Below are 21,076 nucleotides of genomic sequence, written 5' to 3'. Positions count from 1 at the left end.
ACGTTAGGTGGTCTGGGCCAGGGCTACCGAGAGGCCTATGGCGACGGCCATCAGGATCAGTTCACCGGCCACCAGTTGCCAGAAGCGGTTGCCGGTGGTGGTCAGGTCGCCGATGGTGTGGCGGCGGTGGAACCAGCCGCCGATGATGAGGATGACGAAGGCGACGGTCTTGGCGAGGAGCAGGGCGCCATACGCGTCCGAGGTGAGGAGGTCGGGGATCGAGCCGAAGCCGCCGCTCTTCGCGGCGAGGCGGCCGATCGCGCTGACCAGGCCGCTCAGCAGTACGGCGATGGAGGACGCCAGCGCGACCTGGCTGAACCGTTCGAGCACGAGCGGGAGGCCGCTGCGGCTGGCTCGGCCGTAGCGCACCAGGCCGGCCAGGCCACCGACCCAGCTCGTCGCCGCGATCACGTGGATGACGAGGGCCGCGCCCGCGAGTACGACGTACGACTCGTCGCGGGGGAAGGCGGTCAGCGCGGGTGGGAGCAGGGCAGCGATCGCGACCAGTACGCCGAGGCCCGCGGCCGCGGAGGTGTCGACGCGGCGGATGCCGATCGCCAGTGCAGCGACGAGGATGCCCGTGATCAGCAACGCCTTCACCTCGGGGATGCCGAGCGCGTCGTCCAGGCGGAGGTGGAGCAGGCTGACCGGTGTAGCCAGCATGACGGCGGCGGTCAGCACCGCGCCGGTGAAGGCGGCGACCGACCAGATGACCGCGGAGTTGCTGGCGTCACGGATCGCGCGGCGGCCTTGCAGACCGAGCGGGCCGCCGTCGGTGCGAAGCAGGACGACCGCGGCGAGCAGTGCACCGGCGCAACCGACCGTCGCCATCGTGGAGAGCAGCCGGACCAGCGGCATCAGCCACTCGGCGAGCGCGCCCGCACCCCCGAGTCCGTCGTCGTCCGTCTGCGGTTCGCTGTCCGCGGCGAACAAAGCGATCACCATCGCCACCGCCGCCACCAGGACAGCGCTCGCTCCACCCGCGACCAGACGTCCGGGCATACGATGCCGGGCGGCGCGGGTCGCGGTCACAGAGCGTTCCCGCCCTCGGGGCCATGGATGGACACGCGCACACTATAGGTGAGCTATCTAACAGAGTCCGTGCATGACACCATCTCGTGACCAGATCACCGCAAACGGTTGCCAGAGCGTGACTTTCGGCTATCCCCAGGCGCTGTCCGTTGCCTGGGGCATCGACTTACCGGTCGCCGGTCCGGTCCTGGCTCGCGGGCTCAGTCTTCGCTGTCGGCACTGTCGTCGCCGGCTCGGCCGTCGTCGTCGGCCCGGTCGTCGTCTCGGTCGGCGCCGGCCCGGCAGCGCCATCCTGGTCCGGTGAGCTGGGCGGCGGGACGTCGGAGGGTGCTCGGTCGCGCGCACCGGCGTCCGGGTCGAAGTTGATCCGCTTCAGCTGCTTGGCCATGTTGCGCCACAGGAGGAACGTGGCGACACCGAGCCCGAGCACGATCAGCAGCGCGACCCAGCCGGGCTTCACCGTGTTCGGATCGATCTCGGCCGTCGGCAGGCTGATGCTCAGAAGAGGGGTCGTCGCTGTCACCGTTCCAGTGTCTCACCGTCTGCTCCCGCCCTCAGCGCAACCCCGCGAAGAGGTCGTCCTCAGGCAGTTCGGAGTCCACCAGCGTGCGGGCCAGCTCGTAGTCCTCGGTCGGCCAGGCCTGCTGGTGAACCTCCAGCGGTACGGCGAACCACGCGCCGTCCGGATCGATCTGGGTCGCGTGCGCGAGCAGCGCGCGATCACGCAGACCGAAGTACTCGGCGCACTCCACCCGGGTGGTGATCCGCTTCTCGTTCTCCGGGTCCGGCTTCCAGTCCTTCAGCCGGTCGGCGTACGGCGACTCCAGGCCGCGCGCGGCCATCGCGTCGTGCAGCGCCTTCATCCGCTCGCGGTGGAAGGTGTGGTGGTAGTAGAGCTTCAGCGGCTGGTACGGCGTACCGAGCTCCGGGTACGCGTCGGGGTCGCCGGCCGCCTCGAACGCCGCCACCGTGATCTGGTGGCACATCACGTGATCGGGGTGCGGGTAGCCGCCGTTCTCGTCGTACGTCGTGACGACCTGCGGACGGAACTTACGGATCAGCTTCACCAGCGGCGCGGCCGCGTCCTCCACCTTGAGCGAGGCGAAGCAGCCCTCCGGCAACGGCGGCAGCGGGTCGCCCTCGGGAAAGCCCGAGTCGACCCAGCCGAGCCACTCCTGCCGGACGCCGAGGATCTCGCGGGCCGTGTCCATCTCGCGGCGGCGGATCTCGGTGATGTTCGCCAGCACGTCGGGCCGATCCATCTTCGGGTTGAGGATCGAGCCACGCTCCCCACCGGTGCAGGTGGCGACCATCACGTCGACGCCTTCGGCGACGTACCGGCCGGTCGACGCGGCGCCCTTGCTGGACTCGTCGTCGGGGTGGGCATGGACATGCAGCAGACGGAGATCTTCGGTCACAAGACACAATGGTGCTCCAAGCCCGAGGAGAACCAGTGACCGACCCACACCCTGCCGTCCGGACCGGCGACTCCAGTGCCGTCCTGGACGCCCGGTACGGCCGGACCGGCCGCAGCCGCAAACCGTTGCTGATCGGCGTCATCGGCGTCCTCGCCGTGGGTGCGCTGGTCTGGTTGCTGTGGGTCGCGAACCTCTCGGCCAACCCACCGGTCGCATCCCGGCTGATCGGCTTCCAGATCACTTCGCCGACCTCGGCGACGGCGACGATCCAGGTCGACCGGAGCAAGTCGGTCGAGGCGCAGTGCCGGCTGCAGGCCAAGGCGGCCGACTTCTCGATCGTGGGGGAGATCACGGTCACGGTGACGCCGGATTCGCCGAGGCAGCAGTCGGTCGAGGCGACGTTGACCACGCAGCGCGCCGCGACGGCCGTCGTACTGGTCGGCTGTACGACGGCGGACGCCCGCAGGCCGAACTGAGCTACCCGATTCGGCCGAAGGTAAACGGTTGCCTCGAAAGCCGCGGTAATCGCTTGCCGAGTATTTGAGAAGGCGAAGAACTGTGGGGTTCTGAGCGCTGTTTTGCTAGGCTCAGTGGATTGGTCGCCGTCGACGACGGCGGCCCTGTTGTATTTTCACCCCCATCCCATCGACAAAGGAGCAGCCCAATGACGCAGAAGATCGATGAGGACAGCGTTGTCTGGCTGACACAGGATGGTTACGAGCAGCTGAAGTCGGAGCTGGAGGAGCTCAAGGGCGCCGGCCGGACCGAGATCACCCAGCGGATCAGCGACGCCCGCGACGAGGGCGACCTGAAGGAGAACGGCGGCTACCACGCCGCCAAGGACGAGCAGGGCAAGATGGAGGCGCGGATCCGGCAACTCGAGGACATGCTGCGCCGTGCCCGCGTCGGCGAGACCCCGAAGGCCGGCGGCAGCGTCGAGCCCGGAATGAAGGTCTCGATCAAGTTCGCCGGCGACGACGACGTCGAGACGTTCCTGCTCGGCTCCCGCGAACTGCTGGCGCTGGACGCCTCGGTCGACATCGACGTCTACTCCCCGCAGTCCCCGCTCGGCTCGGCGATCCTGGGCAAGAAGAAGGGCGACAAGGCCACCTACGAGGCGCCCAACGGCAAGCCCGTCACGGTGGAGATCGTCGCCGCGGTGCCTTTCAAGAGCTGACCCAGTTCACAAAAGCACCCCGGGCCGAACCGGCCCGGGGTGCTTTTCTTGTGCCTTTTCCGCCGGCTTCTATCGGCCGGTGGCGCGGCGGTATTTGTTGACCGCGAGCGGGGCGAAGACCGCGATGATGACCGCGCACCAGATCAGCGACAGCCAGACCGGGTGCTGGGCCGGGAAACCGTCGGGGCTGGCGAACGGGCTGGGGTTGCCGAAGAGGTGCCGGCAGGCGGCGACGATCGAGGAGATCGGGTTCCACTCGGCCACCGGTTGGAGGCCGCTGGGGAGGTTGGGGGTGGGGACGAAGGCGTTCGAGAGGAACGTCAGCGGGAACAGCCAGATCAGGCCGGCCGAGGCCGCCACCTCGGGACCGCCCACCGACAGGCCGATCAGGGCGCCGACCCAGAGCATGGCGAAGGCGAACAGCAGCAGGATCCCGAACGCCGCCAGCGCGTTGCCGAAACCGTTGTGCCAGCGCCAGCCGACGATGAAACCGCAGATCACCATCACCAGCATCACGAACGCGTTGAACACGACGTCGCCGATCACCCGGCCGGCGATCACCCCCGACCGCGCCATCGGCAGCGAGCGGAAGCGGTCGATCAGGCCCTTCGACATGTCGTCGGCCAGGCCGACGCTGGCCGAGGCGACCGCGAACGCCATCGTCTGGGCGAAGATCCCCGACATCAGGAACTCGCGGTAGGCCCGCGCGCCCGGGAAGCCGGGGATCGGGATCGCGTTGCCGAAGACGTAGGCGAACAGCAGCACGAACATGATCGGCTGGATGGTGGCGTAGATCAGCATGTCCGGCGTCCGCGGGATCCGCTTCAGGCTGCGCCAGGCCAGCACTCCCGCGTCCGAAACCGCCCGGCCGAACGGGCTCACCTTGGCCGGCGTACCGGTCGTGCTCATGCTTTCACCTTCTTCTGTCCGGTGCCGGAACCGGAGCCCGGTACGGCGGTCTCGTCGGTGCTGGTGTCCGGGTTGTCGGTCGCGTGCCCGGTCAAGCTGAGGAACACGTCGTCCAGCGTCGGCCGGCGCAGCCCGATGTCGGCGATCCGGATGCCGGCGCCGTCGAGCGTGCGGATCACGCCGACCAGCGCCTCGGAACCACCCGGCGCGGGCATCGTCAGCCGCTTGCTGTGCTGCTCGAGCGTGGTCGACTCGGGATCGGTGATCTGCAGCGCCGCGGTCAGCAACTCGAGCGCGCGGCCGGTCTCGGCCGGATCGTGCACGACGACCTCGATCCGCTCGCCACCGACCTTGGCCTTCAGCTCGTCCGCGGTACCGCGGGCGATCACCGAGCCGTGGTCGACCACGACGATGCTGTCGGCCAGCTCGTCGGCCTCTTCCAGGTACTGCGTGGTCAGCAGGATCGTGACGCCCTCGCTGACCCGGTCGCGGATGATCTTCCACAGGTCGAGCCGGCTGCGCGGGTCGAGCCCGGTCGTCGGTTCGTCGAGGAACAGCACCTTGGGGTGGGCGACCAGCGAACCGGCCAGGTCGAGCCGGCGGCGCATCCCGCCCGAGTAGGTCTTGAGGGTCCGGTCGGCCGCCTCCGTCAGGTCGAAGATCTCGAGCAGCTCGTCGGCCCGCTGCTTCGCCTGCTGGCTGGTGAGCCGGTAGAGCCGGCCGAACATCCAGAGGTTCTCGCGGCCGGTGAGCAGCTCGTCGACCGCGGCGTACTGCCCGGAGAGTCCGACCAGCCCGCGCACGGTGTCGGCTTCCTTCACCACGTCGTGCCCGAGCACCCGCGCGCTGCCGGCGTCCGGCCGCATCAGCGTGGTGAGCACCCGGACAGCAGTCGTCTTGCCGGCGCCGTTGGGCCCCAGCAATCCGAGCACGGAGCCCTCGGGAACCTCCAGATCGATCCCGTCCAGGGCCCTGACGGTGTTCTTCCGGGCCTTGAACGTCTTCACGAGGCCAGTCGCCTCGATTGCAGCCATCGAAGCCGCTCCTTCCAGGGATGTGATGCAGGTCATCATCCTGGCGGACGTCACCGACAGATTCGAGTCATTAACCCCGGACGCACGAAAAGCCGGACGCGCACCACACACCAACGCCGTGGACAGCACAGCCCCGGCGCCCCGCTGAGCGGGCGCCGGGGCCGGCCGGGCAGGTTGGTCAGTGGTGGCGGTCCGCTGCCTAGTCGGAGGTGATCTGAGCGCTGCCGACCAGCACCTCGACGTCGAGCGCGGCCCGGCCGCGGCCGATCTCCACGTCCTTGGACTGGCCGGAGACGGCGCCGGTCCAGGAGACGCGGCCGAGCTGGGCCTCGGTGTGGACGCGGACGTCGGAGCCTCGGCGCAGCGTGATGTTGGCGGAGCCGGACTCGACCCGGACCCGGGAGCGTCCCTTGGTGATCTGGGCGTCGAGGGTCGCCGTACCGGCCTGGACGAGCAGATCGATCGGGCCGTCGACGTCGGTGACCTTCGCCGTACCGGCGGTGACGCGGACGCGGGACAGGCCCGGGAGCCGCTCGGCCTGCACACTGCCGCCGGTCACCTCGACCTCGACGTCGAGCATCGGGTTGACGCGGATCCACAGCTCCTTCGCGAGACCGTTGACGTGGGACTTCAGGTCGGTCGGGTTGCGCAGCATGCTCAGCCCGTCGATCGAGACGCCCATGTCGCCTTCACTGTTGATCGAGAGGGTGTCGCCGTCCCGCTTGATCACGTGCGGGCCGTCCACGGCGACCCCGGTCACCGCAGGCTCCCCCACCAAGCGAACCCGGCGGCCGATCGCGCGGATCGTCACTCGCCGTACGCCGGACGGCACCACCAGGTCGCTGTGCAGCGTCTCCTGCTCGAGCACCGGCTCAGCAGGCTCCGGTACGACGGCCGAGTCGTCCACCACGGTGCCTTCGCCGGTGCTGCCGGCCGCAGTACGAGTCGGCTCGGCGCTGGTCGCGGCGGAGTCAGCCGAGTCGGTCGCGGCGGAGTTGCTCGAGTCCGTGGCTGCGGAGTTGCCAGTGCCCGTCGCGGATGAGTTGCTGGTACTGGTGTTGGCAGAGTCACCCGAGGTGGCGTTGCTTGAGCCCGTGGCCGTGGAGGTGCCGGTGCTCGTCGCGGCGGGGCTGCCCGAGCTGGTGCTGGGCCAGGCGCCTGGGTTCGGAGAGTCGACGGCTTCCGCCCAGACAGACGGCGAGGGCACGTCCGAGTCGGCTGCAGGAATGCCTGCGGAAGCGGGGCTCGAGCTGCCGGCCGCGGCGGGCGTTGAGGTGCTGGAGAGGGCAGCGATCAGGGTCGCGGCTTCGTCGGAGGTGAGGTGGCCGGCGGCGACTCGGTCCAGGATTGCCTTGACCTTGCGGTCGTAGTCGCTCTTGCTGCTCTGATCGCTCATGTCCCCCAGTCCAGCACCCGGACGGGTCGAAACCAATGGGGGATGGCCCGGACCTCTCCCCCGCGACCCCTGATCCGCCCGGCGATCACGGTCAGGAAGCAGGGCGGAAGCTGGCGGTGATGGCGCGCAAGGTGTCCTGACTGGCCGCCCACTGCCCGTCTGGGGTCGACCAGTAGATTCCGTAGGCCTGGTCCGGGCTGGTGACCACTCCGCGGTTCAGCACATGCTGCCGCCCGCCTTTCACCCCATAGCTGAATTCCCAGTCAGCAGCTTTCTGGAAATAGTCCACTGCCTCCAGCCGGATCCGCCGGTACGCCGGGTAGCCGTCCCGCCGCGCCTGTTCCTGCTGCCGCCAGTCGGCCACCGGATCCGCCTTGGGCTGGTCCGTCTGGTCGATCAGCAGCAGTCGCGATCCACCGGGTTCACGGAAGTACACGCGGCCACCCTCACGCCGTACGGTCCAATTGCTCGGCACTGCCAGCGAGAACCCCGTCGGGTCGGTATGCCGTCTGAATCCCGCCGGTACTGCGCCTGGCGGCGTGCTCGGCTCTGTTGTCCGGCTGCTTGGAGGCGAGGAGACAGATGGCGACCGCACAGTGCTCTGAGGGGCGCTGCTTTGAGGCGCGCTGCTCTTCTCGGATGCAGTCGGCGTACTACGCGGCGTCTGGGTACTGGGCGCCGCCGTAGGTGCTGCGCTGGACGCCCCTGGCGACTGGCCCTCGCCCTGCTTGCTGTCTTCCTCCGGTCCGAATGCAGTCCAAGCCCCAAGACCAGCCGCCAGCAACACGGCTGCAGCCAAGCCGGCACTCGCCTTGGACCCCCAACGACCAGAGGACGTCGCCACAGCCGGAGCAGCCGAGGGTGCCGAAGTAGCCGGAGCAGCCGGAGCAGCCGGAGCAGCCGGGGAGGCAGGCTCCACCACCGGAGCAGGCGCAGCTGCAGCTCGCGCAGCGGCCGGCGCCACCGGAGCAGGCGCAGCTGCAGCCTGCGCAGCCGCAGGCGCCACCGGCAGCACCCGCGTACCTTGCCCATGATCCGAAGGCGCGGACCCCGGAACTGTGGACCCCGAAGCGGCTGCCCCCACAGGCCCTGAGCCGGGAGCGGTTGACTCCGAAGCCGCCGACCCCGGAGCAGCAGACGAACCAGCAGTCGGCGGCGAGACGGCAGTCGCGGCTTGCTGCAACAGCCGGCGCGCAGCGGGCGCCTTGAGACGATCCGCCGGGTCCTTGCGCAGGAGGCCTTCCAGCGCCGGCCATAGCGGTCCTGCCAGCTTCGGCGGGTCCGGGGGCTCGGTGACGGCGGCGGTGAGGGTGGTGAGCGCAGTACCGCGATCGTGGGGCGGGCGGCCTTCGACGGCCGTGTAGAGGGTGGCGCCCAGCGACCACAGGTCCGACTCGGGCCCGGCTCCTCGTGCCTGCACCCGCTCGGGAGCGATGTACGCCGGTGAGCCGACCAGCGTGCCCGACTGGGTCAGCGACGATTCGCCTTCCAGGGTGGCGATGCCGAAGTCGGTCAGTACCACCCGGCCGTCGTCGGCCAGCAGGACGTTGCTCGGCTTGACATCACGGTGCAGCACTCCCGCCGGATGCGCCGCCTCCAGAGCGCCGAGCACCTGCAGCCCGATCTTCGCCACCTGACGAAACGGCAGCGGGCCCTCCTGCCGAACGGCGTCCGCCAGCGTCCGGGACCTGACGAACTCCATCACGATCCACGGCCGCCCCTCCTCCTCCACCACGTCGTACACCGCTACGACGTTCGGATCACTCAGCCGGGCGGCCGAACGAGCTTCCCGCAGGGTCCGGCTCCGCAGTACGTCGCGTTCCTCATCCGGCAGTTCGGGCGGCAGGAGGATCTCCTTGACCGCCACCTCACGGTGGAGTACCTCGTCCCGGGCGCGCCACACCACGCCCATGCCGCCCCTACCGAGTAGCTCGAGCAGCCGGTACCGACCGGCCAGGAGACGACTGTCCGACTCTTCGCTGCGCATCCGCTACCGGTGCCCAGGCCCACCGAGCGCAATCCCGGTCAAGCGCAAGTGCGGGTCACGGCGGAGTAGCCCGTGACCCGCACCGCGCAGCTGTGGTCAGGCGACCGGAGTCATCTCCTCCTTCGCCAGTTCCTTCTGCACCGCTTCGAGTTCGGCGAGCTCCCGGGCCTGGGCCGCGCGGCGGGCCCCCAGACCGCGCAGACCGGACAGCCCGATCAGCAGCCCGAGGACAGTGATCCCGGTGACCACCACCAGCGCCGGCTTGTACGCCGACAACATCCCGCTCGGCGCGGTCACCCCGTGCGACTGGCTGCCGATCACCGCGGTGGTGACGGCCAGCACGATCGCGCCACCGACCTGGCTGGAGGTGTTGAACAGCCCCGACGCGAGCCCCTGCTCGTTGTCGTCGACCCCGTTGGTCGCCTGCATGTTCAAGGCCGGGAAGGTGATCGCGAAGCCCAGACCGATCAGCACGATCGTCGGCAGGATGGTGCCGGTGTAGTCGGAGGTCGGGCCGATCCGCAGGAACAACGCGTAGCCGGCCACGAACAACGCCATCCCGGCCGCGAACATCCGCTCGGTACCGATCCGGTCGGCCACCTTGCCGGCGTTCGGCGACAGGAAGGCGACCAGCAGGCCGGCCGGCAGGAAGCCGAGCGCGGTCTCGAACGACGACCAGCCGAGCAGGTTCTGCAGGTACAGCGTGCCGATGAACTGGAACGCGACGTACGCGCCGAAGACCGCCATGATGCCCAGGTTGGCGCGCCGCAGGTTGGCCTGACGGAAGATGCCGAGCCGGACCAGCGGGTGCTTGGTCCTCAGCTCGATCGCGACGAAGGCGGCCAGCAGGACGGCGGACAGCACGAACAGCCCGATGGTGCGGAAGGAGCCCCAGCCGGCTCCCTCGGCGCCGACGACCGCGAAGACCAGGATCAGCATCCCCGCGGTGACCGTGACGGCACCCGGTACGTCGTACCCGCCGGCGGTCTCGTCCCGCGGGCTGTTCGGGATCAGCTTGATCGCGAACAGCAGCACGATCAGCGCGACCGGGCCGGGCATCAGGAAGGTCCAGCGCCAGCCGACCTCGGTCAGCAGGCCGCCGAGGATCAGGCCCATCGAGAAGCCGCTGGCGGCGCAGGTGGTGAAGATGCTGAGGGCACGGTTGCGGTCCGGGCCCTCGTGGAAGGTGGTGGTGATGATCGAGAGCGCGGCCGGCGCGGTGAACGCCGCGGCGATGCCCTTCACGAACCGCGTGGCGATCAGCAGTTCGGGGTTGGTGGCCAGCGAGCTCAGCATCGAGACCACGGCGAAGACGGCCAGCGCGATCAGGAAGACCCGGCGGCGGCCGAGCAGGTCGGCGGTGCGTCCGCCCAGCAGCAGGAATCCGCCGTACCCGAGCACGTAGCCGGTGACGACCCACTGGAGCGAAGACAGCGAGACGCCGAGGTCGGAGCCGATGGCCGGCAGCGACATACCGACCATGGACACGTCCAGGCCGTCGAGGAAGATCACGCCGCAGACCACCAGGAGGGCGCCCCAGAGGCGCGCGTCCCAGGTCAGGCGATCCGGAGCTGTGGGGAGCGTTGTTGTTTGCGTCACGAGGAGAGAGCTTTGCATGCACCTGCATCTAATGTCTACTCATTAATTGCAATTGCATTGAATGCAGCTGCATGCTAACCTGCACCTCATGACCGAGACGAAGGTCAGCGCCGGGACTGGTGAGCCCGGCGCGGCCGGCGAGATCAGTACCGACGTCCGGGTCTGGCGCGAGTTGCTGGCCCGGCACGCCGACATCGGCTGCGCGCTGGACCGCGAACTGCAGAGCCATGGGCTCGGCATGAGCGAGTACGAGGTGCTCGAGCGGCTCGCCGAGATGCCGGAGCAGTCGGCCAAGGTCCAGACGATCGCCGGGTCGGTCCACCTGAGCCAGAGCGCGCTTTCTCGCGTGATCGGCCGGCTGGAGACGGCCGGCCTGGTCGAGCGGCACATGTGCACCGAGGACCGGCGAGCGATCAACGTCCGGCTGACCGACGAGGGCCTGATCCGGCAGACCGAGGCCGCGTCCACTCACCGCCGGGTCCTGGCCGACCGCCTGCACGCTCCGCTGCTCAAGTCCTGCGACGGGGAGTAGCTACTCCCGGACCGCGCCCTCCAGCATCCCCGCGATGAAGTGGCGCTGCAGGAACGCGTAGACCAGCACGACCGGCGTACCCACGATCACGGCACCGGCCGCGAGCAGGGTGAAGCCGGACGTGTACTGCCCGGAGAAGAACGCCAGGCCGAGCGGCGCCGTCCGCAGCGACTCGCTCGTCACCATTACCAGCGGGATCAGGAACTCGTTCCAGGTCCACATGAACACCAGCACGACCAGCGTCACCAGCGCCGGCCGGGCGGGCGGCACGAGCACCGCCCACAGCGTCCGCCAGTGCCCGGCACCGTCGAGCCGGGCCGCCTCCACCAGCGACCGGCTGGACGAGCGGAAGTAGGCCCGCATCCAGAAGGTGCCGAAGGCAACCGATTGGGCGACCTGTGGCAACGCGATCGCCCAGAAGGTGTCGGTCAGCCCGAGCGAGCGCAGGTCGAAGTACAGCGGGACGATGATCGCCTCGGTCGGCATCATGATCCCCAGCAGGAACAGGTAGAACAGCACCCCGGCGCCGCGGAACCGCATCGTCCCGAACGCGTAGCCACTCAGCACGGACAGCAGCACGCTCACCACGACCACCGAGACCGACACCAGCACGCTCGTCCGCAGGTAGCTGCCGAAGTGCCCGATCTCCCACGCCTTGCCGAAGTTGCCGAACCCGCTGGACCCACTGCCGCCGTCGTCCGGCCCGAACGCCGCCACCAGGATCGTCACGATCGGCCCGAGCGCGAAGAGCCCGAAGACCGTGAGCAGCAGGTAGTTGCCGACCCGCTCGGTCAGCGACGCCCTCACGCCGTACTCCGGTCCGCCAGGCGGTTGACGCCCAGCGTGATGACGAAGATCAGCACCGTCAGGCACACCCCGATCGCCGCGGCGGATCCGACCTGACCGAGCTCGAAGGCCCGGTGGTACACCTCGTACGACGGGACGCTGGTCGACGTCCCGGGTCCACCGCTCGTCGTCACGTAGACCAGGTCGAAGGTCCGCAGCGCCGCGATCACCGTCAACGTCACCGCGACCGCGATCTCACCCCGGACGGCGGGCAGCACCACCGCGAAGAACTCGGCGACGGCACCGGCCCCGTCGAGCCGGGCCGCCTCGTAACGTTCGCGCGGGATTCGCGCCATCCCGGCCAGCAGCAACACGGTGACCAGCCCGGTCTCGAACCACGTCCCGATCACCCCGACGGCCGGCAGGGCGAAGGTGTAGTCCCCCAACCATCCCCGGGCGAGCGAGTCGAGCCCGACAGCACGCAGTACGTCGTTCAGCGGCCCGTCGGGAGCATAGATGTGCCGCCAGGACACGGCGACGACCACCATCGCCACCACCTGCGGGAGGAACACCACGGTCCGGAAGAAGCCGATCCCGCGCACCCGCGCCCGCTGCAGCACCGAGGCCAGGGCGAGCCCGATGATCACCGGCAGCACCGAGTAGAAGACGATCAGCACCAGCGCGTGCCCGAACGCCGCCCGCAGTCCGGCGTCCGCGACCACGTCCGCATAGTTGCTCAGGCCAACGAACTTGCCGAGTGTGATCCCGTCCCACTCGAACAGCGACAGATGCACCGCGCGACCCAGTGGATAGAGCAGGAAGGCTCCGTAGACGAGCAGCGCCGGCAGGAGGTAGAGATAGCCGATCTTGCGCGGCTCACCAGGAGGTGAACTCACTTGCCGGCGAACTTGCTGTAGTCGGCCTCGAGCTTGTCGATGAACTGCTGCGGCGTCGCCTTCTTCGCCAGCAGGTCCTGCAGCGCGGCGCCGAGCGTGTCGTACATCGTCGGCGTCGCGTAGTCGAGATACGGGACCAGGCCCTCCTTGCCGACCGCGGTACCGAAGGCGTTGAAGATGTCGGCCGGCAGACCCGCCGGCGCCTGCTGGGCCGAGGTGTCGGCGATCGGCAGGTTCCCGGTGCCGGCGAGTACCTTCATCGCGTCCGGGCTGGTGATGAAGTTCAGGTACGCCGCGGCCGCGTCCGGGTTCTTCGCCTTGTTCGTGACCGCGAAGGGCAGCCCGGTGCCGCCGGTGACGACCGGCTTCTCGTCACCCTCGTTGCCCGGCGGGAGCATGAAACCGACCTTGTCGCCCAGCGCCTTCTGCAGGTCGGCCTGCAACCAGGTGCCGGCGATCAGGAAGACTCCCTTGCCCTTGCCGAAGTCCTGCCAGGCCGGGTCGTAGCCCTGACCGTTGAAGCCCGGGTTGAAGTAGCCCTTGTCCACCCACGACACCAACGCCTCGGCGGCCTTCGTGTTCTCCGCCGTCTTCCACGAGGCGCCCGGCCGGCCGAAGGCGAGCGTGGTGATCTGCTCGGCCGGTACGACCTTGTCCTGCACCGTGCCGAAGACGTGGATGGCCGGCCACTTGTCGAGGTTGCCGAACTGCATCGGCAGCTCCCCCGCGGCCTTGGCCTTGCCGAGCGCGTTCTCGAAGTCGGCCCAGGTCTTCGGCGGCTCCAGCCCGAGCGCGGCCAGCTTGGTCTTGTTGTAGTAGACGCCGACCACCTCGCCGACCTGCGGCATGCCGTACAGGTCGCCCTCGCCGAAGGTCTTGCCGTCCGGCGAGTACCGCGAGTACTGCAGCACCGACGCCGGGTACCGGCTCTTCCAGTCGTAGGCGTCGGCCCACTTGTCCAGCGGCACCAACTGCCCCGCCTTGACGAACTCCCCCATGTCCGAGCGCCCGTTGTTCGCCTGGACCACGTCCGGTGCGTCGTTGCCGGACAACGCCAGCCGCAGCGTGGTCTTCAGGTCGTCGAACGACCGCGAGACCCGCTTGAGCTTGATGTTCGGGTACTTCGCCTGGAACTGCTTGTTCAGCTCGGCCATCTGCGCCGCCTGACCACCTCGGACCTCCTGGTCCCAGACGGTCAGCTCGACGTCGCCCAGCGAGGCCGCGTCGGTCTTCACCGAGCTCGGCGCGCTCGCGGCGCCACCGGGGTTGTCGGAGCCCGGCGTACAGGCTGCCGTGAGCAACAGAGCTGCCGTGGCCAGCGCGACGACCTTCGCTGTGACCTTCATGGGACTCCTCAGTTCAGGGTGTAGGTGTAGCCATGAGTGCTCAGACCCGCCAATACCCGTTCGCGGTGTTCCTCACCCCGGGTCTCGAGCTGCAACGCGACCTCGACCTCGTCCAGGTTGAGCGTTTCCGAGATGCGCTCGTGCAGCACCTCGATGATGTTGGCCTCCACCTCGGCGAGCCGGGCGAGCAGTGTCGCCAGCCCGCCGGGGGTGTCGGGGATGCGGACCCGCAGAGACAGGTAGCGGCCGGCTGCCGCCATACCGTGCCGGATCACCCGCATCAACAGCAACGGGTCGATGTTGCCACCGGAGAGCACCACGACGACCGGCGGCTTGAACCGCTTCGGCTCGTCCAGCAGTGCGGCGACCGCGGCGGCGCCGGCCGGCTCGACCACCAGCTTGGCGCGCTCGAGTATCAGCAGCAGTGCCTTCGACAACGAGTTCTCGTCGACCGTGAGCACCTCGCCGACATGCTGCTGGACCGCCGCGAACGGCACTTGCCCCGGCAGACCGACGGCGATCCCGTCGGCCATCGTCGCCATCCGGCCCAGCTGCACCGGCTCCCCCGCGGCCAGCGAGGCCGGGTACGCCGCCGCGCCCTTCGCCTGGACGCCGACCACCTCGATCGGCATCCCGTCGCGCTGCAGCGCGAGCGCGATCCCCGCGATCAGGCCGCCGCCACCGGTCGGTACGACCACGGTGCGCACCTGCGGGCACTGCTCGACGATCTCCAGCCCGGCGGTAGCCTGCCCGGCGACGATGTCGCGGTGGTCGAACGGGTGGATCAGGATCGCACCGGTCGCGGCCTCGAACTCACGTGCCGCCGCGAGACAGTCGTCGATCGACGTACCGGCGAAACGGATGTCGGCGCCGTACGCGCGGGTCGCCTTCTCCTTCGGGATCGGTGCGCCGTGCGGCATGAAGACGGTCGCCTTGATCCCGAGTAACTGCGCGGCGAGCGCGACCCCCTGCGCGTGGTTGCCCGCGCTGGCCGCGACGACGCCGAGCGCGCGTTCCTTCTTCGACAGCCGCGCCATCCGGACGTAGGCGCCACGCAGCTTGAACGAGCCGGTCCGTTGCAGGTTCTCGCACTTCAGGAACACGTCGCCACCGACGAGGTCGCTCAGCCACCGCGAGTACTCCAGCGGCGTCGGCGCCACCACGTCGTGCAGCAGATCCGCTGCTCTGGCAATCTCTGCCGCAGTGATACTCACCTGTCCACACTAAAGCCGAGGACGCCTTGGCGGGTGCACATTTTCACCAGCGGCCGGGCTGCGGGCAGCGCGGAAAGCGGGTCAGCTACCGACCTGCGCCGCTTCCTGAGCTTGCGCCGCCTCCTTGAGCTTGTGCAGCCGCGAGATGGTGCGGATCCGCACCGACCAGTCGAGCTGCTGCTGCCAGGCCGGCAACGAGACCTCCTCGCGCAGCCACGCGTAGTACGCGAGGGAGTCGGACAGGGCGTGCTCGCGCAGGTAGAAGCGCGCGACCCGGCGGCCCTCGTCACCGTCCGGGATCGAGTGATGGGCGGCGTTGGCCATGAAGATGCCGAAGCCGGCGAAGACCGTGAAGAGGTCGATCAGGGCTTCCTGGTCGATGCGGTAGGTGGCGAGCCGGCCGGAGCCGAGCAGGACCTCGTGCCCGACCTCGTGGGCGAGCACCGCGACCAGTACCTCGGGTTGTTCGAGCAGGCTCGCGGAGACGCGGATCAGGTTGCGGTCGGCGGTCCGGCGCCAGAGCCCGAACTGGCCCTGGACGAGGTCGTGGAGGTGCTGGTCGGTCGGCCGCTGCTCGAGCAGGTCGGCGGGGAGCTGCTCGCTCAGTTCGTTCAGGTCGAAGCGGAGCTCGATCGTCTCGGCGTCGACGGCCATCCGCTCGCACACCCGGACGAAGAGCGCCCGGGCCGCGTCGGTGGTGCCGTCGTAGCCGGCCGGGATCAGTTCGGCCGGCTGGAGGATCGGGCGGTTCAGCAGTTCGGGACCGAACTCGTCGAGCAGCCAGCCCATCGAGTCTTCGATCCACTGCCGGTGACCGGCCGGCATCCGCCGCTTACGCGGCGTAGGTTCGGGGCTGACGGCGGGGTTGATCACCAGGGAACGCTGGTTGCGGGCGGCGAGGGCTTTGAAGGCGGCGAGCACGGGCACGGAGGACACGGTATAGACCGCTCGGGCCATTCCCCGCATTCAAATCGATGGGCTACCGAACGTTCATCATCTACGCTGCAGACAGTGACGGGAGGTGCTGTGAGAGTCACGGCCGTAGTGGTTCGGGAAGCCGACGAAGCCCTTCTGGTGTTGCCTTCCGGGCTTCCCAGAGTCACTGTCGCGGACGAGTTCTGGTTCCCCGACGTCGACGCCGCGGTCCGGGCGCTGCGCGAACAGCTGGGGATCGAGGCCTGCGTGCTGAGCTGCCTCGACGACCGGCCCGGCGAGACCGCCTACCTGATGATCGCCATCGGCTCCGTCCCGTCCGATGCACGATGGGTTCCCACCTTCGACGACCGACTCGTCGAGCTCGCGAGAACTCAGCTGGCCAGGCCGGCCGGCTCCCCCGTCACGCCGGCCTGGACGAGACCCGGCTGGTACTCCGAGGCGATGCCGTGGATCGACGAGCAGCTGGCCGCGGCGGGCACCCCGCGGACCGGCGTACCGGGTCAGGTGCGGTGCTGGGGATTGTCGAACGTACTGCGTTGCCCGACCGCCAAGAGTGACGTGTACTTCAAGGCGCTCGCACACTCGACCACGATCCGGCCGGCTCGGCCCGATGCGTTGCCGCTGCTGTTCGCGCACGAACCGCTCTTCCTGCGGGAGCTGTCCGCGGCCCGGCCGGGCGAAGTGCCCGCACCGTTGGCGATCGACGAACGACGCGCCTGGATGCTGCTGCCGGATCTCGGTCCGGTGCTGGCCCTGGAGCCCAGCCTCTCGCTGTGGACCGAGGCGTTGCGGGGTCATGCCCGGTTGCAGCGCGGCTTCGCGGGGCAGACCGAGCGGCTGCTCTCCTTCACCTGCGTCGATCGCCGGCTCGCGGTGCTGGAGCGCGAGCTCGACCAGTTGCTCGGGCCCAACCCGGCGACCGACCGGCTCGAACCGGCGGAGCGCAGGAAGCTGCCCCGCCGGGCGAATCAGTTGCGCGAGGCAATCACCGAGCTGGCGGCGATCGGCGTACCGGAGACGTTGCTGCACGGCGATCTGCATCCGCGCAACCTCGCCGTCCGGGACGGCCAGGTGCTCGCCTTCGACTGGACCGACGCGGCGGTGTCGCATCCCTTCCTCGACCTGGTGACGTTCGTCGAGAAGCGCTCGCCGCTCTCGACCGATCCTCGGGTGAAGGACGCGTATCTGGCCGAGTGGGAGGCCTATGCCTCGCCGGCCGACCTGCGCCGGGCACTCGTGCTGGCCGAGCAACTGGGCTCGCTGCACCAGTTGATGACGTCGCTCTATCTCCCCGACCATCTGTCCGGCCCGACCGCCGACGCGATGGTCCGCGGAGCCGTCTGGTGGCTCCGCGGACTGCTCGGCTGACCGCTACTTGAGCAGCAGCTTGCCCAACCGGCGGGAGGCGACGTACATACCGGCTGTGCCCATCACCGCGAGATAAAGGGCGTTGATCAGCAGCGTCCAACTGACGTGGCCTGTGGTGAGGGCTCGCTCCAGCGCGACGCCCTGGTAGAGCGGGGTGATCTCCACCAGCCAGCGGATGTAGCCGGGGTAGGTCTCGATCGGGTAGAAGGTCGCCGAGAACAGGAACATCGGCATCGTCGCCAGCGAGACGAACTCGAAGTCCTGCCAGCTGCGCATGAACGTGGTCAGCGCCATCCCGGCGCCGGCGAACGCGTAGCCGATCAGCACCGCGGCCGGTAGCGCGAGCAGCGCCCACCACGACTCGACCAGGCCCAGCGCGAGCATCACCAGGATGAACATCGCCGAGTAGCAGGCGCCGCGCAGCAGTGCCCAGGTCACCTCACCGGTCGCGACGTCCCAGGGCCGCAGCGGCGTCGCCAGCATCGAGTCGTAGAGCTTGGCGTACTTCATCCGGAAGAAGATGTTGTACGTCGAGTCGAAGATCGCGCCGTTCATCGCCGAACTGGCCAGCATCGCGGGCGCGACGAACGCGGCGTACCCGATCACGGTGCCGTCGGCCAGGGTGAAGTCGCCGACCAGCTGGGCGACCCCGATGCCGATCGAGAGCAGGTAGAAGACCGGCTCGAAGAAGCCGGAGACGAAGACGATCCAGGACCGGCGGTAGACCAGGAAGTTCCGCTCGACCAGGGTCCGGCCGTTGCCGGGCTTGATCGGCAGCGGGACGACGCGGGCGGTCAGGGTGGCCATCAGCTGATCAACCTCCGGGTCAGGCCGCGGACCGCGAGCCAGGTGCCGACGGCGAACCATGCCATCAGGTAGGCCAGGTTGCCGGCCGCGGGCAGCACCTCCGCGGTGCCGAGGCTGAGGTCACGCGACAGCTCGACGCCGTGCCACAGCGGGCTGAGGTAGGCCAGCCACTCGATCCAGTTCGGCAACTGCGAGACGGGGAAGAACGCGCCGGAGAACAGGAACGCCGGGATCACCCCGAAGCGGAAGATCATCGCGAAGCCGGCGTCGTTGTCCAGCCGGGTCGCGACCGCGCAGACCGGGGCCGACGCCGCCATCCCGGTGAGCAGCGCGACCGGCAGGCCGAGCAGGCCCCAGGCCGAGCCGAGTCCACCGAAGGCCGCGATCACCAGCAAAAACACCGTGCAGGTGGTCAGCACCCGGAAGGCGATGAAGGCCAGCTGCCCGTACATCACGTCGGCCGGCCGCAGCGGTGTCGCGACCATCGAGAAGAAGGTCTTGTGCCACTTGATCCCGCCCAGCACCGGGTACGTCGATTCGCCGACCGCGATCTGCAACGCGGTCGAGGCGAGCAGACCGGGCGCGATGAACTGCAGGTAGCCGACGCCGCCGAGCGCGCCCGTCCCGTTGTCGTCGACGAACGAGCCGAGCCCGATTCCCATCGCGGCCAGATAGAGCAGCGGCAGCAGGAAGCTGCTGACCAGACTGCCCTTCCAGGTGCGTTTGTAGACGGTGAGCCAGTAGTCGAACTGGCGGCGGCCGTTCTCCACCGCGACGGCGGTCATCAGTCGACCAGCGTCCGGCCGGTCAGCCGGAGGAACACGTCCTCCAGGGTCGACCGGCGGACCAGGACGGCGGCCGGTTGCAGCCCACGCTCGTGCACCGCCGCGACGGTGCGCTCGCCGTCGTCGGTGTAGAGCAACAGCCGGTCGGGCAGTACTTCGATCCGTTGTGCCAGGTCCTCCACCTTGCCGGCCAGCGCGTCGTGATCCGTGCTCATCACCTCCGGCCCGAACCGCAGCTCGGTCACCTCGCGGGTCGAGTAGTCGCGGATCAGCTCGGCCGGCGACCCCTCGGCCGCGATGGTGCCGGCATCCATCACCACCAGCCGGTCGCACAACTGCTCGGCCTCGTCCATGTAGTGCGTGGTGATGATGAGGGTGACGCCGGCCTGCTTCAGCCGGAACAGCTTGTCCCAGAGCAGATGCCGTGCCTGCGGGTCCAGCCCGGTGGTCGGCTCGTCGAGCAGCAGCAGGTCGGGCTTGCTCACCAGCGAGCGGGCGATCGTCAACCGGCGCTTCATCCCGCCCGAGAGGTCGTCGACCTTGACCTTCGCCTTCTCGGTCAGCGCGACGAACTCGAGCAGTTCGTCGGCTCGCAGCCGGCACTCGGCCCGGCTGAGGCCGAAGTACCGGCCGTAGACGGTCAGGTTCTCGTGGACGGACAGCTCCATGTCGAGAGTGTCGTCCTGCGGGCAGACTCCCAGCCGGGCCCGGATCGCCGGCCCGTCGGTGGCCGGGTCGTGGCCGAGGATCCGCAGCTCACCGCCGCTGACCGGCGAGACCGCGCCGATCATCCGCATCGTCGACGACTTGCCGGCGCCGTTCGGCCCGAGGAACCCGAACGCCTCCCCCTTCCAGACATCCAGGTCGATCCCCGCGACGGCCTCGAAGTCCCCGTAGGACTTCCGCAACCCCCGCGCCCGCACCAGTGACTCCCGCGATTCCTCCACCCTGCGACCCTAGACCGCCCCACCGACAATGTTCTGGTCGTTTCGGGAGCGACGGATCAGCCGCGACCGGCGTACGGCATGCCGGCGGCCATCACGGTCAGCTGCGGCACGGCGACCTCCGGCGGCAGTTGCGCGATCCGCACCACGAAGTCGGCCACCACCTTCGGGTCGAAGGTCGGCTCGACGGCGATCGACCCGTCCGGCTGCAGCACTCCGGCCTCCATCCTGGCGGTCATCGAGGTCGCCGCGTTGCCGATGTCGATTTGTCCGCAAGTGATCCCGTGCGCCCGCCCCTCCAGCTCCAGCGCCTTGGTCAGCCCGCTGATCGCGTGTTTCGAGGCCGTGTACGCGATCGACTGCGGCCGTGGCACCTGAGCCGAGATCGACCCGTTGTTGATGATCCGCCCGCCGGACGGTTGCTGCCGCAGCATCAACGCGAACGCGGCCTGGGCACACAGGAACGACCCGGTCAGGTTGGTGTCGACAACCCGTCGCCAGTCCTCCTCGGTCACTTCCTGCACCGGGGCCGCCGGCGCTCCCGTTCCCGCGTTGTTGACCAGCAGATCGATCCGCTGCAGCGATTCGAAAAAGGCGCCGACGGCGGGCCCGTCGGCCACATCCAGTACGGCGGTACGCACCTCCCCGACACCGGCCGGACCGACCGCGGCCACCGCGGCCTCGGCCGTCTCGCGGAGCTTCGCCTCCGTGCGCCCGGTCACCGTGACCTGGAATCCGGCCGCCGCGAGCGCCAGGGCCATCTCCCGCCCCAGCCCCGAACCGCCACCGGTCACCACCGCCACCTGCTGCATGCCGTCCTCCACCTCGGTCGCCGAGGTCTCATTCTCGCCGGTCGCCCCGGTCGGCAACTCAGTTGCATGTATCACGCAAGCATGTATATGCTTGCACC

Annotated in this window: 21 protein-coding genes; 4 read left to right on the top strand and 17 right to left on the bottom strand. The window is 69.1% G+C overall.

Features of this window, described 5'->3' with window-relative positions; all coding sequences use genetic code 11:
• Positions 1–3: 3 nt before the first annotated feature.
• The 3 genes from OX958_RS08845 to mca form a co-directional block, all read right to left on the bottom strand.
• On the bottom strand, positions 4–1,032 hold the full coding sequence (locus OX958_RS08845) for a copper resistance D family protein (RefSeq protein WP_270136723.1): 1,029 nt from the start codon (positions 1,030–1,032) through the stop codon (positions 4–6).
• Positions 1,033–1,198: 166 nt separating this feature from the next.
• Positions 1,199–1,555 carry a hypothetical protein gene (locus OX958_RS08840; protein WP_270136722.1) on the bottom strand — a complete coding sequence of 119 codons (357 nt, stop codon included), beginning with the start codon at positions 1,553–1,555 and terminating at the stop codon, positions 1,199–1,201.
• Positions 1,556–1,586: 31 nt separating this feature from the next.
• Positions 1,587–2,450, bottom strand: a complete 864-nt coding sequence (gene mca, locus OX958_RS08835) for a mycothiol conjugate amidase Mca (RefSeq protein ID WP_270136721.1) — start codon at positions 2,448–2,450, stop codon at positions 1,587–1,589.
• 35 nt (positions 2,451–2,485) lie between these two features.
• On the opposite strand from mca, the gene OX958_RS08830 reads away from it, so the two are divergent.
• Complete coding sequence (locus tag OX958_RS08830) at positions 2,486–2,926, top strand: DUF4307 domain-containing protein (RefSeq protein WP_270136720.1); 441 nt, start codon at positions 2,486–2,488, stop codon at positions 2,924–2,926.
• Between the two features lie 188 nt (positions 2,927–3,114).
• Positions 3,115–3,627, top strand: coding sequence for a transcription elongation factor GreA (gene greA / locus OX958_RS08825; RefSeq protein WP_270136719.1), 513 nt, complete (start codon positions 3,115–3,117; stop codon positions 3,625–3,627).
• A 69-nt stretch (positions 3,628–3,696) separates the two neighbouring features.
• Here greA and OX958_RS08820 read toward each other — a convergent pair whose 3' ends face one another.
• From OX958_RS08820 to OX958_RS08800, 5 genes are all read right to left on the bottom strand, one after another.
• On the bottom strand, positions 3,697–4,536 hold the full coding sequence (locus OX958_RS08820; protein ID WP_270136718.1) for an ABC transporter permease: 840 nt from the start codon (positions 4,534–4,536) through the stop codon (positions 3,697–3,699).
• Positions 4,533–5,570 (bottom strand): ATP-binding cassette domain-containing protein, encoded by a 1,038-nt coding sequence (locus OX958_RS08815; RefSeq protein ID WP_270136717.1) that lies wholly within the window; start codon positions 5,568–5,570, stop codon positions 4,533–4,535. Before OX958_RS08815 ends, OX958_RS08820 begins: the two co-directional genes overlap by 4 nt.
• A gap of 199 nt (positions 5,571–5,769) precedes the next feature.
• Entirely contained in the window at positions 5,770–6,966 is a 1,197-nt protein-coding gene (locus tag OX958_RS08810; protein WP_270136716.1) for a hypothetical protein, read from the bottom strand.
• 91 nt (positions 6,967–7,057) lie between these two features.
• Complete coding sequence (locus OX958_RS08805; protein ID WP_270136715.1) at positions 7,058–8,953, bottom strand: serine/threonine-protein kinase; 1,896 nt, start codon at positions 8,951–8,953, stop codon at positions 7,058–7,060.
• 96 nt (positions 8,954–9,049) lie between these two features.
• Positions 9,050–10,552, bottom strand: coding sequence for an MFS transporter (locus tag OX958_RS08800; RefSeq protein ID WP_270136714.1), 1,503 nt, complete (start codon positions 10,550–10,552; stop codon positions 9,050–9,052).
• 88 nt (positions 10,553–10,640) lie between these two features.
• Here OX958_RS08800 and OX958_RS08795 point away from each other — a divergent pair, with 88 nt between their 5' ends.
• The gene (locus tag OX958_RS08795; RefSeq protein ID WP_270136713.1) at positions 10,641–11,084 is read left to right on the top strand and encodes a MarR family winged helix-turn-helix transcriptional regulator; all 444 of its coding nucleotides are present in this window, start codon (positions 10,641–10,643) and stop codon (positions 11,082–11,084) included.
• On the opposite strand, the gene OX958_RS08790 is transcribed toward OX958_RS08795, so the two are convergent.
• From OX958_RS08790 to OX958_RS08770, 5 genes are all read right to left on the bottom strand, one after another.
• On the bottom strand, positions 11,085–11,891 hold the full coding sequence (locus OX958_RS08790) for a carbohydrate ABC transporter permease (RefSeq protein ID WP_270136712.1): 807 nt from the start codon (positions 11,889–11,891) through the stop codon (positions 11,085–11,087).
• The gene (locus OX958_RS08785) at positions 11,888–12,766 is read right to left on the bottom strand and encodes a carbohydrate ABC transporter permease (RefSeq protein ID WP_270136711.1); all 879 of its coding nucleotides are present in this window, start codon (positions 12,764–12,766) and stop codon (positions 11,888–11,890) included. Before OX958_RS08785 ends, OX958_RS08790 begins: the two co-directional genes overlap by 4 nt.
• A complete protein-coding gene (locus OX958_RS08780) occupies positions 12,763–14,112 on the bottom strand; it encodes an extracellular solute-binding protein (RefSeq protein WP_270136710.1) in 1,350 nt (449 codons plus the stop codon). The genes OX958_RS08785 and OX958_RS08780 overlap by 4 nt, the downstream gene beginning before the upstream one ends.
• 8 nt (positions 14,113–14,120) lie before the next feature.
• Positions 14,121–15,326 carry a threonine ammonia-lyase gene (gene ilvA, locus OX958_RS08775; RefSeq protein ID WP_270136709.1) on the bottom strand — a complete coding sequence of 402 codons (1,206 nt, stop codon included), beginning with the start codon at positions 15,324–15,326 and terminating at the stop codon, positions 14,121–14,123.
• A gap of 81 nt (positions 15,327–15,407) precedes the next feature.
• The gene (locus OX958_RS08770; protein ID WP_270136708.1) at positions 15,408–16,253 is read right to left on the bottom strand and encodes a hypothetical protein; all 846 of its coding nucleotides are present in this window, start codon (positions 16,251–16,253) and stop codon (positions 15,408–15,410) included.
• Between the two features lie 99 nt (positions 16,254–16,352).
• Here OX958_RS08770 and OX958_RS08765 point away from each other — a divergent pair, with 99 nt between their 5' ends.
• Complete coding sequence (locus tag OX958_RS08765; RefSeq protein WP_270136707.1) at positions 16,353–17,630, top strand: aminoglycoside phosphotransferase family protein; 1,278 nt, start codon at positions 16,353–16,355, stop codon at positions 17,628–17,630.
• A 3-nt stretch (positions 17,631–17,633) separates the two neighbouring features.
• Here the strand turns inward: OX958_RS08765 and OX958_RS08760 are convergent, their stop codons facing one another.
• Genes OX958_RS08760 through OX958_RS08745 form a run of 4 tightly spaced genes read right to left on the bottom strand, consistent with a single transcriptional unit; the run spans position 17,634 to position 21,053 of the window.
• Positions 17,634–18,437, bottom strand: a complete 804-nt coding sequence (locus tag OX958_RS08760) for an ABC transporter permease (protein WP_270136706.1) — start codon at positions 18,435–18,437, stop codon at positions 17,634–17,636.
• Positions 18,437–19,222, bottom strand: a complete 786-nt coding sequence (locus OX958_RS08755; RefSeq protein WP_270136705.1) for an ABC transporter permease — start codon at positions 19,220–19,222, stop codon at positions 18,437–18,439. The genes OX958_RS08760 and OX958_RS08755 overlap by 1 nt, the downstream gene beginning before the upstream one ends.
• Positions 19,222–20,169: an ABC transporter ATP-binding protein gene (locus OX958_RS08750; protein ID WP_270136704.1), complete on the bottom strand. Its 948-nt coding sequence runs from the start codon at positions 20,167–20,169 to the stop codon at positions 19,222–19,224. Before OX958_RS08750 ends, OX958_RS08755 begins: the two co-directional genes overlap by 1 nt.
• Positions 20,170–20,225: 56 nt before the next feature.
• Complete coding sequence (locus tag OX958_RS08745) at positions 20,226–21,053, bottom strand: SDR family oxidoreductase (RefSeq protein WP_270136703.1); 828 nt, start codon at positions 21,051–21,053, stop codon at positions 20,226–20,228.
• Positions 21,054–21,076: the final 23 nt, after the last annotated feature.

It is taken from the genome of Kribbella sp. CA-293567, assembly GCF_027627575.1.
GTDB lineage: Bacteria > Actinomycetota > Actinomycetes > Propionibacteriales > Kribbellaceae > Kribbella.
The sequence above is the reverse complement of the archived record's forward strand: the minus strand, read 5'-3'. Positions and strand labels throughout refer to the sequence as shown.

Coding starts and splice junctions, on each gene's coding strand:
- greA (WP_270136719.1), top strand. CDS start 3,115: ATGACGCAGAAGATCGATGAGGACAGCGTTGTCTGGCTGACACAGGAT.
- OX958_RS08820 (WP_270136718.1), bottom strand. CDS start 4,536: ATGAGCACGACCGGTACGCCGGCCAAGGTGAGCCCGTTCGGCCGGGCG.
- OX958_RS08815 (WP_270136717.1), bottom strand. CDS start 5,570: ATGGCTGCAATCGAGGCGACTGGCCTCGTGAAGACGTTCAAGGCCCGG.
- OX958_RS08810 (WP_270136716.1), bottom strand. CDS start 6,966: ATGAGCGATCAGAGCAGCAAGAGCGACTACGACCGCAAGGTCAAGGCA.
- OX958_RS08805 (WP_270136715.1), bottom strand. CDS start 8,953: ATGCGCAGCGAAGAGTCGGACAGTCGTCTCCTGGCCGGTCGGTACCGG.
- OX958_RS08795 (WP_270136713.1), top strand. CDS start 10,641: ATGACCGAGACGAAGGTCAGCGCCGGGACTGGTGAGCCCGGCGCGGCC.
- OX958_RS08780 (WP_270136710.1), bottom strand. CDS start 14,112: ATGAAGGTCACAGCGAAGGTCGTCGCGCTGGCCACGGCAGCTCTGTTG.
- OX958_RS08760 (WP_270136706.1), bottom strand. CDS start 18,437: ATGGCCACCCTGACCGCCCGCGTCGTCCCGCTGCCGATCAAGCCCGGC.
- OX958_RS08755 (WP_270136705.1), bottom strand. CDS start 19,222: ATGACCGCCGTCGCGGTGGAGAACGGCCGCCGCCAGTTCGACTACTGG.